At 55.3% G+C, this 15896-nt stretch carries 15 protein-coding genes; 13 read left to right on the forward strand and 2 right to left on the reverse strand.

Annotated elements, in window-relative coordinates; translation table 11 throughout:
* Window positions 1–60 precede the first annotated feature (60 nt).
* The 6 genes from L579_RS05400 (at window position 61) to L579_RS05425 (ending at window position 5895) form a co-directional block, all read left to right on the forward strand.
* On the forward strand, window positions 61–996 hold the full coding sequence (locus tag L579_RS05400) for a carbohydrate ABC transporter permease (RefSeq protein WP_021183266.1): 936 nt from the start codon (window positions 61–63) through the stop codon (window positions 994–996).
* A gap of 98 nt (window positions 997–1094) precedes the next feature.
* A complete protein-coding gene (locus tag L579_RS05405) occupies window positions 1095–1877 on the forward strand; it encodes a carbohydrate ABC transporter permease (protein ID WP_051337942.1) in 783 nt (260 codons plus the stop codon).
* A gap of 23 nt (window positions 1878–1900) precedes the next feature.
* Window positions 1901–3025, forward strand: a complete 1125-nt coding sequence (locus L579_RS05410) for an ABC transporter ATP-binding protein (RefSeq protein ID WP_021183268.1) — start codon at window positions 1901–1903, stop codon at window positions 3023–3025.
* Between the two features lie 5 nt (window positions 3026–3030).
* A complete protein-coding gene (locus tag L579_RS05415; protein WP_021183269.1) occupies window positions 3031–3948 on the forward strand; it encodes an ROK family protein in 918 nt (305 codons plus the stop codon).
* On the forward strand, window positions 3945–4715 hold the full coding sequence (gene agaR / locus L579_RS05420) for a transcriptional repressor AgaR (RefSeq protein WP_021183270.1): 771 nt from the start codon (window positions 3945–3947) through the stop codon (window positions 4713–4715). The genes L579_RS05415 and agaR overlap by 4 nt, the downstream gene beginning before the upstream one ends.
* A gap of 16 nt (window positions 4716–4731) precedes the next feature.
* Entirely contained in the window at window positions 4732–5895 is a 1164-nt protein-coding gene (locus L579_RS05425) for a Gfo/Idh/MocA family protein (RefSeq protein WP_021183271.1), read from the forward strand.
* A 33-nt stretch (window positions 5896–5928) separates the two neighbouring features.
* On the opposite strand, the gene L579_RS05430 is transcribed toward L579_RS05425, so the two are convergent.
* The gene (locus L579_RS05430; RefSeq protein ID WP_021183272.1) at window positions 5929–6735 is read right to left on the reverse strand and encodes a DeoR family transcriptional regulator; all 807 of its coding nucleotides are present in this window, start codon (window positions 6733–6735) and stop codon (window positions 5929–5931) included.
* Window positions 6736–7049: 314 nt separating this feature from the next.
* Between L579_RS05430 and kbaZ the strand changes: the two genes are divergently transcribed.
* From kbaZ to L579_RS05465, 7 genes are all read left to right on the forward strand, one after another.
* Complete coding sequence (gene kbaZ, locus L579_RS05435; protein ID WP_036625354.1) at window positions 7050–8330, forward strand: tagatose-bisphosphate aldolase subunit KbaZ; 1281 nt, start codon at window positions 7050–7052, stop codon at window positions 8328–8330.
* Between the two features lie 12 nt (window positions 8331–8342).
* Window positions 8343–9470, forward strand: a complete 1128-nt coding sequence (gene nagA, locus L579_RS05440; protein ID WP_021183274.1) for an N-acetylglucosamine-6-phosphate deacetylase — start codon at window positions 8343–8345, stop codon at window positions 9468–9470.
* Between the two features lie 181 nt (window positions 9471–9651).
* Window positions 9652–9888 carry a hypothetical protein gene (locus L579_RS05445; RefSeq protein ID WP_021183275.1) on the forward strand — a complete coding sequence of 79 codons (237 nt, stop codon included), beginning with the start codon at window positions 9652–9654 and terminating at the stop codon, window positions 9886–9888.
* A 103-nt stretch (window positions 9889–9991) separates the two neighbouring features.
* Window positions 9992–10678 (forward strand): hypothetical protein, encoded by a 687-nt coding sequence (locus L579_RS05450; RefSeq protein WP_021183276.1) that lies wholly within the window; start codon window positions 9992–9994, stop codon window positions 10676–10678.
* A 77-nt stretch (window positions 10679–10755) separates the two neighbouring features.
* Window positions 10756–11916, forward strand: coding sequence for an SIS domain-containing protein (locus tag L579_RS05455; RefSeq protein ID WP_021183277.1), 1161 nt, complete (start codon window positions 10756–10758; stop codon window positions 11914–11916).
* On the forward strand, window positions 11916–12773 hold the full coding sequence (gene kbaY, locus L579_RS05460; RefSeq protein WP_021183278.1) for a tagatose-bisphosphate aldolase subunit KbaY: 858 nt from the start codon (window positions 11916–11918) through the stop codon (window positions 12771–12773). Before L579_RS05455 ends, kbaY begins: the two co-directional genes overlap by 1 nt.
* Window positions 12774–12977: 204 nt before the next feature.
* Window positions 12978–13442, forward strand: coding sequence for an NUDIX hydrolase (locus tag L579_RS05465; protein ID WP_036625244.1), 465 nt, complete (start codon window positions 12978–12980; stop codon window positions 13440–13442).
* A 90-nt stretch (window positions 13443–13532) separates the two neighbouring features.
* On the opposite strand, the gene L579_RS05470 is transcribed toward L579_RS05465, so the two are convergent.
* Complete coding sequence (locus L579_RS05470; protein ID WP_051337940.1) at window positions 13533–15794, reverse strand: TonB-dependent receptor; 2262 nt, start codon at window positions 15792–15794, stop codon at window positions 13533–13535.
* Window positions 15795–15896: the final 102 nt, after the last annotated feature.

Below are 15896 nucleotides of genomic sequence, written 5' to 3' on the forward strand. Positions count from 1 at the left end.
ATTTATCGCGCCGTTACGACAACCTGCGCGTTAAATCGCGCCGCTACCGAGCCGATAAAGATGGAAAATATCTCTCCCGTCACCGTAAATATTTCTGCGGTTAAAACGGTAAAAAATGTCAGTAGTCTGGAACGAGCCGAGCGTTTCTGGGGCTGGATAATGATCGCTCCGCTGGTTATCGGCCTGCTGGTATTTTATTTCATCCCTTTTCTCCAGACGCTATTTTACAGCTTTACCGACCTCAACCAGTTTATGAACTGGACTGAAGTCAGTCTGGATAATTATCGTGATCTGTTCAGCGATGATGATTTTTATACTGCTGCCTTCAATACCCTGTTCTATGTGGTGGTGTGCGTACCCGTCAGTCTGGCGCTCTCGCTGCTGCTGGCGATTGGCCTGAATCAACCCATTCGCGGCAAGACGCTGTTCCGCACCCTGCTGTTTCTGCCCGCCATCACCATGCCTGCGGCGGTGGCGATGGTGTGGCAATGGTTGTTCAACGGTGATTTTGGTCTGGTGAATCATCTGCTGGGATTTATTGGCCTGCCCTCGGTTGACTGGCTGTCCGACCCCAAAGTGGTTCATCTTAGCGTGTCGATTATTATCATCTGGTCATCACTGGCGCTAAAAATCATTATCCTGCTGGCCGGTTTACAGAATATTCCCCGTCAGGTCTATGAAGCCGCCGATATTGATGGCATTGGCACCTTACGCCGCTTCTTCTTTATTACGCTGCCGCTGATGCTACCCACGCTGTTTTTCGTCTCGATTATGAGTTTTATCGAAGTGCTGCAAATCTTCGACGTCATCTTTCTCATGTTCGACCGCTCGATGATTGAAAGCGATGCCATGACCGTGACCTTCCTGTTCTACAAATACGCGTTTTATTTACAGGAAAAAGGCTATGCCTCAGCGATTGCCGTGGTGCTGTTTGTCGTGACCCTGGTGATTAGCCTGGTTCAGATGTTTATTGGCAAAAAAATTAAAGTGACCTGAGGAAGCCAGTCATGAGCACGTTACCCCAATCCGAAGAACTGGCGTGGTTCCGCCGTCAACATCAGGAAAAATTGCGCCGCCTGACCGTCTATGCCCTGATGACGCTCGCCAGCCTGATTTCACTGGTACCCTTTATCTGGATGCTGCTGACCTCACTGAAAACGCAGCCGGAAAGCATTCAGATTCCTATGGCGATCCTGCCTGCACATCCCTCGATGCAGGCTTATCACCGCATTTTGACCGAGGTTCCGTTCACCACCTTTTATATCAACTCGTTTCTCTACACCTTCTTTACCGTCACGCTGCAAATGTTGATTGCTGCTATGGCCGCCTACGGCTTTTCGCGCCTGACCTTTCGCGGGCGCGATACGGTGTTTATGTTGTGCGTCTCGATTCTGATGGTGCCAGCACAAGCCTTTCTGATCCCACAGTTTCTGATTGTGCAAAAGCTCGGCCTGGTGAACACCCTGAGCGGTCTGATCCTGCCTGGCATTTTCAGTATCTACGCCACCTTTCTGCTGCGACAGTTCTTCCTTGGCGTACCGCGCGAGCTGGAAGAGGCAGCGTTACTTGACGGCTACAACCACTTCACCATTTTCTGGCGCATTTTGTTGCCGTTGATTCGTCCGGGTTTGATTGCCTGCACCATCATCAATGGTCTGTGGGCGTGGAATAACCTGATGTGGCCACTGATCGTCAATACCAGCGTCAATAAACTCACGTTACCCGTTGGCCTGGCGTCCCTTGCCAGCCGTGCCGGTGTGCCCTATCCGATGTTGATGGCAGGTGCACTGATGGCGGTATTACCGATGTTGATTTTATTCATCTTTTTCCAACGCTATTTCATCCAGGGCATCGCCAGCGCCGGTGTGAAAGGCTAATTCACCACTCAGAGGAAGCAGCTATGTCTGGTATTCAATTACATGATGTGAAGAAAATTTATCCCAACGGCTTCCAGGCGCTGCACGGTATTGAGCTGTCGATTCAGGAAGGCGAATTTATGGTGTTTGTCGGGCCATCAGGCTGCGCCAAATCGACGCTGCTGCGCATGATTGCCGGACTGGAAAGCGTCAGCGAAGGCGAGATCGTGATCCAGAACCGGTGCGTAAATCAGGTATTACCCAAAGACCGCGAAGTGGCGATGGTGTTCCAGAACTACGCGCTCTACCCCCATATGACGGTGTACAAAAACATGGCGTTTAGCCTGCAAGGCAAAATGCCGCGTGATGAGCTCGATCGCCGGGTGCGTGAAGCGGCAGAAAATCTGGAGATCAGTCACCTGCTGGAGCGTAAACCGGGCCAGTTATCTGGCGGCCAGTGCCAACGTGTCGCGCTGGGCCGCGCCATCGTACGCCGCCCCCGCGTGTTTTTATTTGATGAACCGCTTTCCAACCTCGATGCCAAACTGCGCGTCTCGATGCGCTTGCAACTGATCAATCTGCATCAGCAACTGAAAGCGGAAGGACTTCCCTCTACCATGATTTACGTCACGCACGATCAGGTGGAAGCGATGACGATGGGCGACCGTATCTGCGTCCTGGATCGCGGGGTGATTCAGCAGGTTGATAAGCCGGTGACCCTCTATCATCAGCCAGCAAACAAATTCGTGGCCGCGTTTATCGGCAGCCCGGCTATGAACCTGCATGATGTAACTATTATGCGTAATGCGGAAGCGTTAACGCTCTCCTTTGGCGATGCCGGACATTTACCGCTGCCAGCCAGCGTCGCCGAGCGTCTTAACGACTATCACGAGGAACAGATTTGCCTCGGTATTCGCCCGGAACATGTGGCAATCACCACGGCAGATGCCCCCGCCGCGCTGCCCGCAACGGTGCAGACGCTGGAACATATGGGGAATGAGGAGATCGTTCATTGCGATGTCGCCGGTCGTCACTTTGTCGCGCGCTTCCCCTCCTCGCCCGGCTGGTCGCTGCAACCCGGTGAGCGTATCGGCCTGCACCTGGCGCTGGAGCACGCGCATTTGTTTGATATCAATCACGGGCGCGTGCTCCGCCCGATGGCGAGATAACACCGATGCGCTACGGCTTTGATATCGGCGGCACCAAAATTGAAATCGCCGCCTTTGATGACAGCATGCAACCGCTGTTTCGCCAACGGGTGCCGACCCCTGGCGAGGATTACTCCGCCTTTATGCATTGCCTGGTGAAGCTCACACAGGAGGCGGATCAGCAATTTGGCGGGAAAGGGAAAGTGGGTATCGGTTTGCCGGGTATCACTGACCCGCATACCCGGCAGCAACTGGCAGCCAACGTTCCCTGTCTGACCGGACGCAACCTGAAACGCGATATCGAGACGCTGCTCAACCGCCCCGTGGCGATCGCCAATGACTGCCACTGCTTTGCCCTGTCAGAGGCGCATTCGCCGCAGACGCAGGATTATGCGGTGGTGTTTGGCGCGATTATTGGCACCGGCGCCGGTGGCGGTCTGGTGGTGGATAAGCAGTTGTTCCGCGGTAAACACGGCCTGGCCGGTGAGTGGGGGCATTTGCCGGTGCCCGCGCAGTTGTTCCGACGTTACGCACTGCCCTCGTTCAGCTGCAACTGCGGCCTGACCGATTGTTACGAGCGCTATGTCTCCGGTCGCGGCCTGCTGGCGCTGAGTCAGTACTTTGGTCATCCGGCCAGCAACCTGCCGGAACTGATGCATAGCTATCGTGACGGTGATGCGCTGGCGCAGCAGATATTCCAGCGCTTTATCGCCGTGCTTGCCAGTGCGTTGGCGGGGTTACAAATGCTGCTGGATATTGACGCCTTTGTGCTGGGCGGCGGTTTGTCGAATATTCCTGAAATCTACCCGTTGCTGCCGGAAGCGATGCGCGAAAATTTATTTGCCATCTGTCCTCCGGCGGCGATTCTGGCCCCGGTTTTTGGTGACAGCAGCGGCGTACGCGGTGCTGCCCTCCTCAACGATGCTGAAAGAGAGTCCCTATGATCAATACCGAGCAACGTCGTGAATCGATTATTGAGCAGTTGAGGCGCGAAGGTGTGGTACGGGTGGAAGATCTCAGCGCCCTGTACAACGTCAGTTCCGTCACCATCCGCAATGATTTGCGCTGGCTGGAGAAAAGTGGCTGCGCCATTCGCGGCTATGGCGGCGCGCAGCTCAATCGCCAGTTTGTCTTTGATCGCCCGCTGGAAGACAAAGGCAAAATCAATCGCGACGTCAAATTCGCTATAGCTAAAGCCGCCGCCGCCCTGATCAACGATGGAGAGGCGGTGATTATCGATTCCGGCTCCACCACCAGTCTGATGACCAAGCATCTGGAGAGCAAAAAGGAGCTGGTAGTGATGACCAATGCCATCAACATCGCTTATGAACTGGCCAGCCGCGAGAACATCCATCTGATGGTGCTGGGTGGCAACGTGCGCAGCGCCTCATGGTCAATTGATGGCCCCACCGCCGAGCAACATATCCGTCAGTACCGTTTCGACAAACTGTTTCTCGGTGTCGATGGCTTTGACCTCGCCGCCGGTATCACCACGCCACAGTTGGGCGAAGCGCAGATTAACCGGGCGATGTGCGATGTCTCGCGTGAAATCATCGCCGTAGCCGACTCCAGCAAGTTTGGCCGTACCAGTTTCTGTCTGATCCGCGAAGTGGAACGCATTCACCGGCTGGTCACTGACAGCGCCATATCCGAACAATACGTGCGCGCCCTGGAGAAAATGGGCGTCGACATCATTATCGCCGATCGCTAAAACGCGGGAGAACGTCATGAAAGTGGGCATTATTGGATTAGGATTTCGTCTCGGCTACCTCGGGCATGTGTTCAGCAGCCTGTCGCCAGACTTCACTATCGTCGGCTATGTCGACCCGGCTCCTGCCGGGCTGGCAACGCTGCAACAACATGGCATTGATGCCGGTGTTGCTTATGACACCCCCGAAGCCTTGCTGGCGGCGCAACAGCTTGACCTGCTGATGATTGGCTCCCCCAACCATCTGCATCTTGAGCATATCCGTATCGGGCTGGCGGCAGGTGTGAAGGTGTTCTGCGAAAAACCGGTGGTCGCCAGCATGGAGCAAAGCTTCCAACTGGCGGAGCTGCTGGCCCGGTATGGTCAGGAGCAGTTGTTGATCGGCCTGGTGCTGCGCTATGCCCCCATGTATCGCGATGTGATGCAGGCTCGTCAGTCAGGGGCGTTAGGCAATATCGTCTCGGTGGAAGCGTCGGAACATATCTATCCGTACCACGGCGCGTTTTTTATGCGTGACTGGCGACGCTACTCGCGCTACTCCGGCAGTTTTATGCTGGAGAAATGCTGCCACGACCTCGATCTGTACAACAGCCTGATCGGTTCGCGCCCGATGCGCGTCGCCAGCTTCGGTGGTCGCCGCAACTTTGTGCCGGAAAACGATCCGCGTCAGCAAGGGGTGGACGATATGGCGCTGTTTCACCAAAAACCCTCGGGTTGGCTGGGTGATGACAAGGTGTTCGACAGCGATGGTGACATTGTCGATCACCAGGTCGCGATTGTGGAATACGCCAACGGCGTCGCGCTGAATTTCCACACCAATCTCAACGCGCCGGACCAGTTCCGCCGCTTCTGTATCATGGGTTCACGCGGTCAGGCAGAGGGCGATTTTATTCGCGGCTTCCTGTGGGTGCACGACGTGATGAGCGGCAAGAAAACCGTCGACAACACCTATGCCACCCGCACCGCATTGTCGCAACATTATGGGGCCGATGAACAGATGGCGCAGGAAGTGATGGATCATGTGCTGCGGGGCGGCCCGCTGCCGGTGTCGCCGCAGGATGCGATCGAAGCGGGGATTCTGGCACTGGCGATGGATGAAGCACGCGAACAGCATAAGTTGGTGGACCTGGCACCGGTGTGGGAAACACTCGATCGTTTGCTGACTGCACCGCAGCCAGCCTGAGTCGTGACGCGGGCAGATCCATGCCCGCGCCATTTACTGGCTGACCAGCACTACATCAATCCCCGCTTTGCGCAGCCCTTCGAGGCTGTTTTGCGGAATGCTGTCGTCAGTGATGATCATATGGATGCGTTGGGTATCAATGATTTTGTGCAGGCTGGAGCGGTTAAATTTGCTGGAATCCGTCACCACGATGATGCGTTCTGCCACTTCACACATGCGGCGGTTCAGACGCGCTTCGTCTTCATTGTGGGTACTGATGCCGCGCTCCAGGTCGATGGCATCCACGCCAAGGAACAGCAGATCAAAATGGTAATTCTGCAACGATTGATCGGCCTGGTCGCCATAGAAGGACAGCGACTGGCGACGCAAATGGCCGCCGGTCATCAGCACCTCGACCCCTTCCGCTTCAACCAGCGCATTGGCGACGTTCATACCATTGGTCATGGCGATCACATCCTGATGCTGACGCATATGACGCGCAATCTCGAAGGTGGTGGTGCCGGAATCGAGGATCACCCGGTGGCCCGGTTTAATCAGCTCAGCGGCAACGCTGGCGATGCTGCGTTTCGCCGACACATTAAGCGCGCTTTTATCTTTGACCGAAGGTTCCGCCGCCGTGCCGTTATCGCAGATCAGCGCACCGCCATACACCCGCACCGCGATGCCCTGCTTCTCCAGAAACGCCAGATCGTTACGGATGGTCACGGTCGAAACACCGTATATGGTGGCGAGGTCATTCACCTGCACGCTGCCATGCTGGCGTAATTTCTGAATGATCTGCTCGCGACGCTCGCTGGTGGCCGCCACGCTTTTTTCCATTGGGTTATCGGAATGCTGCATTGAGTTTACCTGCCAGTTTGGTCTTTTAAGACTGGTAGCGGAGCGATTTATCGCGCCGCTACGGATTGTGCCATTAGTCAATCCAGTCTTTCGTTTTATTTCGATTGCGCTATTAACACCTTTCTTTCGGTGAAATGCAACCTCTGTCAGCGCAACAGTAAGCCACAATAACCTGCACACCTTGCGTTATCTTTTCCTTGCCTTTCTTCTGCGACCTCTGATAGCTTTCATTTTGTTTTCATAAGTCGCTACCCGGCACACAACGAAAGATTATGAAAGGTGAATGGGTGGCATCTGACCCTGTGGAGCCTAAAGTGAAACTATTAACTGAAATCATCGAACGTCACCACCAGGGTGAGCAGAACGGAATCTTCTCCGTCTGTTCCGCCCATCCGTTAGTACTGGAAGCGGCGCTGTGCTTTGCCCGTGACCATCAGCAACCGCTTTTGGTTGAAGCCACCTCCAATCAGGTCGATCAGACCGGCGGTTACACCGGGATGACCCCCGCTGACTTTCGAGATTTTCTCTGGCAACTGGCGGATAGCTGCCAGTTCCCGCGTGAGCAGCTGATTCTGGGTGGTGATCATCTTGGCCCGAATCGCTGGCAAAAACAGCCTGCCGAGGTTGCGATGCAGCACGCTGAGGTGTTGATTGCGCATTATGTGCAGGCGGGGTTCAAGAAGATCCACCTGGATTGCAGCATGTCCTGCGCTGATGATCCGGTGCCGCTGACCGATGCAATCGTGGCACAGCGCGCCGCCCGCCTGGCGGCGATTGCCGAAGCCACCTGCCAGCAGCACTTTGGTTGCCGCGACCTGGTGTATGTAATTGGCACTGAAGTCCCGGTACCCGGCGGCGCGCACGAAACGTTGACCGAATTAGCCGTCACCACCCCGGAAGCGGCACAGGCGACGCTGATGGCGCACCATCAGGCGTTTGAGCAGCACGGGTTGTCAGCGCTCTGGCCACGCATCATCGGCCTGGTGGTACAGCCTGGCGTCGAGTTTGACCATACCCATATCATTGATTATCAGCCACAAAAAGCCCAACAGTTGTGCCAGTGGGCGGAAAACGCCGGACGCCCGTTGTTTGAAGCCCACTCCACCGATTATCAAACCCCGCAAGCCTTGCGGCAGTTGGTGATCGACCATTTCGCCATCCTTAAAGTTGGGCCAGCGCTGACGTTTGCCCTGCGTGAAGCGCTGTTTGCCCTGGCGGGTATTGAAGAAGAACTGCTGAGCGCCAAAGCCTGCTCTCACCTGCGCACTGTTCTGGATGGCGTAATGCTCGACAAACCGGACTACTGGCATAGCCATTATCACGGCGACAGTGCCACCCGCCGTCTGGCTCGTGGCTTCAGCTATTCAGACCGCGTGCGTTATTACTGGCCGGATGCGCAGATTGCCGAGGCGTTTAAGGTGCTGATCCGCAATCTGGCCGATAGCGCGCTACCGTTACCGCTGATCAGCCAATATCTGCCGTTACAGTATGGCAAGGTGCGCCAGGGCCAGTTGGCGGCAACGCCCCATGCCCTGCTGATCGACCATATCCAGGACGTGTTGCAGCAGTATCACCAGGCCTGTCAGCCGGCATAAGGAGATCCACTGATGGAACAGATCATTCGCGCGCGGCGGTTGCTGTGTGAAGGTGGCTGGCGCGACGATCAGCAACTCCATATCGTTGATGGCATCATCACCGCCATTCAGCCGATCGCCGTGGGCGATAGCCGACGCGATGTCGAGCTGTTAAGTCCGGCGTATATCGATACCCACGTTCACGGCGGCGCGGGCGTCGATGTGATGGATGACGATCCGGCGGCGCTCACCACCCTGGCACGACACAAAGCGTGTGAAGGTGTGGGGGCATGGCTGGCGACGACGGTCACCGCCCCGCTGGCGGAAATTGACGCGGCGTTACGACGGATTGCCGGTTACCGGCATGATCCCCGGGGTGCACAGTTACTTGGCAGCTACCTCGAGGGGCCGTGGTTCACGCCCGAAAACCGTGGCGCGCATCTGCCTGAGTGGTTTCGCGAGCTGGCGGTGGCAGAAATTGATCAGTTAATCGAGGCTGCGCAAGGCACGCTGCGTATGGTGGCGCTGGCCCCGGAAAAACCGGATGCACTGACGGCGATTCGCCACCTGAAAGCGCGGGGTATTCGCGTGATGCTGGGCCACAGTGCCGCCAGTTACGCTCAGACGCAGTCGGCGCTGGATGCCGGTGCCGATGGGCTGGTGCACTGCTTCAACGGTATGAGTGGTTTACACCATCGCGAACCTGGTATGGTCGGAGCCGGGTTGAGTGATTCCCGCGCCTGGCTGGAGTTGATCGCTGATGGTCATCATGTCCATCCGGCGGTAATGCGTGTCACCTGCCAGTGCGCCGCGCCCCGCATCATCCTGATAACCGATGCCATGCGCGCCGCGGGTATGCCCGATGGGTTATACGCCATCTGCGGCCACAACGTGGAGATGCGTGCAGGCGTGGTGCGCAGCGCAGCGGGCGGTCTGGCGGGGAGTACACTGGCGCTGGATGCGGCGGTGCGCAATATGGTGAGCTATGGCGGCGTCAGTAGCGAACAGGCGATTCACATGGCAAGCCTGCATCCGGCACGTCTGCTGGGCCTGTCTCACCAGTTGGGCACCCTCGCGCCTGGAAAACAGGCCAATATTCTGGCGCTGGATAATCAATTGATTCCACAGCAGCTCTGGGTAAAAGGCGTTGCGGTTGCCTGACTGAATACGGCAAGGCGGGATAAATCACGCCGCGACATAACACTTTGTAGCGGCGCGATTTATCGCGAAAATATTTATTGAAGTTTGGGGCGATGATATTGATAGTTAATTTTTACCTGCAATCTGCGGGCACTTGAAATAAAATAGCCTTCCGCTTTGACTGACAGAATTAATGATATCCATGACCATGCATAACATGCTAACCCTCGCCGTTGCTGCTTTTTGTTCACTGTTGCTGACCAATGGTATTGCCGCGTTCCGTACCATCGTCAACGCCACGCACGAAGAGAAGCGTGAAAAAATTCAGGTGGGTCATATGCATATGACCATGCGCCGATATATGACGGGTGAAGGCATCGGCTATATTCTGACGTCGGCAGTCACTATTATGAGTTGGTTATTGTTCATTACCCGTTAATCAATACGAAATTATTATGGTGATATTGTTATCGCCAGGTTAAATATAATAATTTATTATTTTTCCTTTTCCTGCCTGTTAATTATTTTCTCTCCATTGGGCGTTGCGCGATAAATCGCGCCGCTACGGTTGCTGGCTGCATCTCACGGTATTGCGCGATAAATCGCGCCGCTACGGTTGTTGGCTGCATCTCACGGCGTTGCGCGATAAATCGCGCCGCTACGATTGTTGGCTGCATCTCACGGTATTGCGCGATAAATCGCGCTGCTGCGGTTGTTGGCTGCATCTCACGGTATTGCGCGATAAATCGCGCCGCTACGATTGTTGGCTGCATCTCACGGTATTGCGCGATAAATCGCGCCGCTACGGTTGTTGGCTGCATCTCACGGTATTGCGCGATAAATCGCGCTGCTACGGTTGTTGGCTGCATCTCACGGCTTTGCGCGATAAATCGCGCCGCTACGATTGTTGGCTGCATCTCACGGTATTGCGCGATAAATCGCGCTGCTACGGTTGTTGGCTGCATCTCACGGCGTTGCGCGATAAATCGCGCCGCTACGACTGTTGGCTGCATCTCACGGCTTTGCGCGATAAATCGCGCCGCTACGATTGTTGGCTGCATCTCACGGCGTTGCGCGATAAATCGCGCCGCTACTTCCGCATGATCCGTAGCGGCGTGATTTATCACGCGGTTTCTTCACGTCTTCATCCCTGGCACCTTTCGTTTTCTTCCTTTTTCATGTTGTGCTTTCACTTTCTTTCTTGTAGATTGCATTATCAATTGAAATAACAAAAACACCGCAAAAAGAAAGGTAGTGAAACCATCTGGTTGACTTTCTGTCACGGCTTAATCTTAAGGATAGTGTTATGAATGAAACCCTTGCGGCCAACACGTCGGGCACTCAAACCTGGACCGAAGAAGAGATTCGCCAGCAACCGACCAGTTGGATGACCGCCCTGCACCATCTCGACACCCAGCGTGCAGAACTGGATGACTGGCTGAACACCTTCTATGCGCAACCTGGCGGGAAAATTATTCTGACCGGCGCGGGTTCCTCCGCTTTTATCGGCGACATTATCGCGCCTTGCCTGGCACGTCAGCTACAAGCCAACGTGGTGGCCATCCCCACCACCGACCTCGTCACCAACCCGATGGATTACTTTCACGCTGAGCAACCCTTGCTGCTGGTTTCATTTGCCCGTTCCGGCAACAGCCCGGAAAGCGTGGCTGCGGTGCAACTGGCAAATCAGTTTGTGGCGAATTGCCGTCACCTGATTATCACCTGCAACGCGACCGGCGATCTGTATCATTACGCCTGCGAGCATGACAACGCGCGGGTGCGCCTGATGCCCGCAGAGACTCACGATCGTGGTTTTGCCATGACCAGCAGCATCAGCACCATGATGCTGAGTTGTCTGGCGATTTTTGCCCCTCAACTGTTCAACAGCCACAGCTTTGCCAGCGTAGCGGCATGCTGTGAGGCGATCATTGCCAGCCACGGCGATTTCAGCCAGTCGGCGTTTGGCGATCTCAACTGGCGGCGCGTGGTGTATCTCGGTAGCGGCGGCTTGCAGGGAGCAGCGCGCGAGTCTGCCCTCAAAGTGCTGGAGCTCACTGCCGGGCAACTGGCGGCCTTCTACGAATCGCCGGTGGGCTTCCGTCATGGTCCTAAATCATTGGTTGATGATGAAACCCTGGTGGTGGTGTTTGTCTCCAGCCATCCCTATACCCGCCAATACGATCTTGATCTGCTGGCTGAGCTGCATCGGGAAAACATTGCGCTGCGCGTGGTTGCGATTAGCGATACGCCCGCAACGGTCATGGAAGCCGGTCCACATCTCTACCTGCCTGCCTCGCGCACCTTTAACGATATCGAGCTGGCCTTCTGCTTCCTGGTTTACGCACAAATCTTTGCCCTGACCGCATCGCTGAAAGCGGGTATCACCCCGGACACCCCTTCTGCCAGTGGGACGGTGAATCGCGTGGTGCAAGGCGTGGTGATCCATAGCTGGCCGGAGGTACGCTGATGGGCATTATCTCCACCAAATATCTGCTGCTGGATGCTCAGGCCAATGGCTATGCCGTGCCCGCGTTCAATATCCATAACGCGGAAACCATTCAGGCGATCCTTGATGTCTGCAAAGAGATGCAATCGCCGGTGATTCTGGCGGGCACGCCGGGAACCTTTAAACACATCGCCTTCCAGGAGATTTTTGCCCTGTGCCAGGCTTACTCGCGCAGTTATGGCCTGCCACTGGCGTTGCATCTTGACCACCATGAAACGCTGGCGGATATCAGCAACAAAGTCCACGCGGGCGTGCGTAGCGCGATGATTGACGGCAGTCATGTCCCCTTTGCCGATAACGTTAAACTGACGCGCGAAGTGGTCAACTTCTGCCATCGTCATGATTGCAGCGTTGAGGCCGAGTTGGGCCGTCTGGGTGGCGTGGAAGATGATATGGCGGTGAGTGACGAAAGCGCGTTTTTGACCGATCCCGACGAAGCGCTGGAATTTGTCAATCAAACCGGCGTTGATAGCCTGGCGGTAGCGATTGGTACCGCGCATGGCCTCTATACTCATACGCCGAAGATTGACTTTGAACGGCTGGAAAAGATCCATCAGCGCGTCACTATCCCACTGGTGTTACACGGTGCCAGCGATGTGCCGGATGATTATGTGCGCCGCGCCATCGGCCTGGGGGTGTGCAAAGTCAATGTGGCAACCGAGCTGAAAATTGCCTTTGCCGGAGCGGTAAAAAACTGGTTCGGCGAGAATCCGCAAGGTAACGATCCCCGTTATTACCTGCGGGTCGGTATGGACGCGATGAAGGCTGTGGTGCGCGATAAGATCCTGGTATGCGGTTCTGCGGATCGATTGAAATAATAGAAAAGGCTGTTGACCGACACAATCTTACCGCAGGGTTCGTCTTTTGTAGCGACCGGAGTCGCGATCACGATATTTTTCGTCCCTCCGGTCGTGTCACTATTTCACTAACTTCTTTGCTCACCTATCTTTATATCCGAGCCTTGCAACTTAGAACCTCGAAAAATATTCTTTGGATTCACTTTCACTCGCAAGGGGCGAGTAATGAGCTATGTTCAGCTGATGCGCAGTCTGATTGGTCACCGTTTACTTCTACTGGCTGGTTCTAATGTCATTCTTACCGACCCCCGCCAAAGGATTCTCCTACAACTTCGCCTGGATGGTTCATGGGGACTCCCCGGAGGGCTACTTGAGCCAGGGGAGTCTCTTGAAGAAACTGCCGTGCGCGAAGTTAAGGAAGAGACTAATCTTGACGTCCTACAACTGACTTTGCTGGGTGTTTTCTCCGGACCAGAATACACATTCACACTTCGTAACAAGGATGAAATCAATGTAATAACAGCCCTTTTCTGGTCCAGAAATTGGTCAGGGGAAATGATCAATGATCCTGAGGAAGGCCAAGAACTCGCTTTTTTTTCTCCGAAAGAGTTACCAGACAACATGAGTGAAGAATACCGGGGATACATACGTTACTATCTGGAACAATTACAATGCCCTCATCAGAAATGAAACATACTGATGGGCTTGAGCAGGTTATGGTCCAATCTTTATCACGAAGATGAATCGGTTTGGGCCGCCAGTACTGGCGGCCTGCTTTTATCAGAAATCCACGGTCATCGACAGTTTCAGGGTGCGCGGGTCGCCCTGCGTCAGGTAGCCATCGCTGGCAGATGCCCAGTAGTTTTCGTTGGTGACGTTCTCCACCGTAGCGCGCCAGACGATGTTGTTTTTCGGCAGTTGCATATCGTAACGCACGCCAAGATCCAGACGTGTCCAGCCATCCACTTTCAGGGTGTTCGCTTCGTCAGCATATTGCGAACCGGTGCGGATCACGCGCCCGGTCGCGGTCACGCCCTGCAAGCCCGGAATATCCCATTCTCCGCCCAGCACCAACTGATAACGCGGTACACCAATCGCGTCTTTGCCATCATAGGTACCGTCCTGAGTTTTGGTCAGCTCCGGGTCCATCCAGGTGGCGCTACCGTTCAGGCGCACGCCGTACACCGGCTCTCCGAACAGGCTCAGTTCCAGACCACGGTTACGTTCTTCGCCGTAGTTACCGTATTCATATTGATCGGTGCCGCTGCTGTTGCCGAGATAGCGATAGGTCGCTACCGGTTTGCGGATCTCGAACACGGCGATTGAACCGGCGATACGGCCATAATCGGCTTTCACCCCTATTTCGTTTTGTTTGGAGGTTTCGATACCGGTGACCTGACCACCGTTCACCACCGTACCGCTGCCGTAGCTGCTGCTGGCGGTTTCACCGGCCTGCAACGCTTCAATATGGTTGGCGTAGAAGGAGATGTTTTTCCACGGTTTCAACACCAGACCAAATGCTGGAGTGACTTTCATCTGGCTAAAATTGGCCGACTGCACGCCATCGTAATCGTAATTGGTAACGTTGACCGACTGACGGCGCAGCGCGGTGATCAGCTGCACGCGATCATCCAGTATCGACATGGTATCGGCCAGTGACACACCGCTGTTGAAGGTGCGGCTGGTGACACGCGGGTCGTCCATATGGCCGCCGGTATAAGCCACATCGGTTGGCTCATCAACATAGGTTGGATCGTAGATATTGGTGCTGATGCTGGCGGAAGACATCGCATACGAGCTGCGGATGCGGCTCCAGGTGCTGGAGTAACCAAGGTTGATGCTGTGGTTTACAAACCCGGTGTCAAACTTGCCGCGAATTCCGGCCTGGCTTGACAGGCCGTCGGAGAAATACGGCACGCGCATCTGCCCCATAGTGGCATCACCGTTGCTGTCATTCACGGTCGGTGAGGAGTAAGAACCGTATTCATGGGTATGGTTGCCGCCAATGCCGCCGTATAGCGTCCAGTTGTCGCTGAGATCATATTCGCTTTTCAGCATGGCAAACTGGCTGCTGGTGTCGGTAAAGGCCCATTTCTGGCCGTAGTTGGTGGTGGCCGACGGCGCTTTGGGAATGCTGGTCATACCGCTGGTGTACACCACCGAACGCGCACCGTGCACCGTCTGCTTTTCCGCACCGGCATCCAGTGAGGCACGGAAGCGATCACCATGATAATCGAGGCCGATGGTGCCCAGCGTCAGGCGGCGTTTCTGATTATCCACCGCCGTTTCCCCTTCACGATGCACCGCGTTGACGCGAATGCCCCATTGATCGTTGTCGCCAAAGCGACGGGCAATATCCAGCGCCCCGCCCACCTGGGATTTCGAGGTGTAGTCAAGGGAGACGCGGGTCAGTGGCTCGCTCCCGGCCCGTTTCGGTTCCAGGTTGATGGTGCCACCCACGCCGGTGCCGCCCGGCGGCACACCGTTAAGGAACGCGCTCGCGCCTTTCAGAATATCCACGCGATCGGCCAGTTCCACCGGCATAAACTGACGCGGCAATACGCCATACAGGCCACCAAATGAGATATCTTCACTGGCCAGCTCAAAGCCGCGAATTTTATAGATTTCCTGGGTGTTGCCGTAACCGTAACCGGTCGCGACCGAGGCATCGTTGCGCACCACATCGCTCACCGAGCGCGCCTGCTGATCCTGAATGGCTTTATTGGTGTAACCCACGATGCTGAACGGCACGTTCATGGCACTTTGTTCGCCAAGGATGCCAAGGCGTCCACCGTTGGCAACCTGCCCGTCAAGATACGCCGGCACCAGCGCGTCGCCGCCCGGATTGAAGCGGTTAACCGGGGTGGCGGTGACGGTAAGGGTGTTTTCCTGTGGAACTTTTTTCGCCGGAGTCACCTGCGTGGTGGTGTCAGCCGCTGATGCATTGTGCACCGCAAAGTTACAGCAGACACTGATCATCATCGCCAGGCTGCTGGGCGCAGGGAACTTTTTCCCGCGCATAAGAACAGGTTTATTATTCATGAATAAAGTAATCACTGGTGTCAAAAAAGATGAATGATAATGAGAGTGATTAGCTTTATTTTCTGTTTTGGTCTGGTAATTTCTGCGTAATTTTTTTGCCAG

It is taken from the genome of Pantoea sp. AS-PWVM4 (genome assembly GCF_000468095.1).
Lineage (GTDB): Bacteria > Pseudomonadota > Gammaproteobacteria > Enterobacterales > Enterobacteriaceae > Pantoea > Pantoea phytobeneficialis.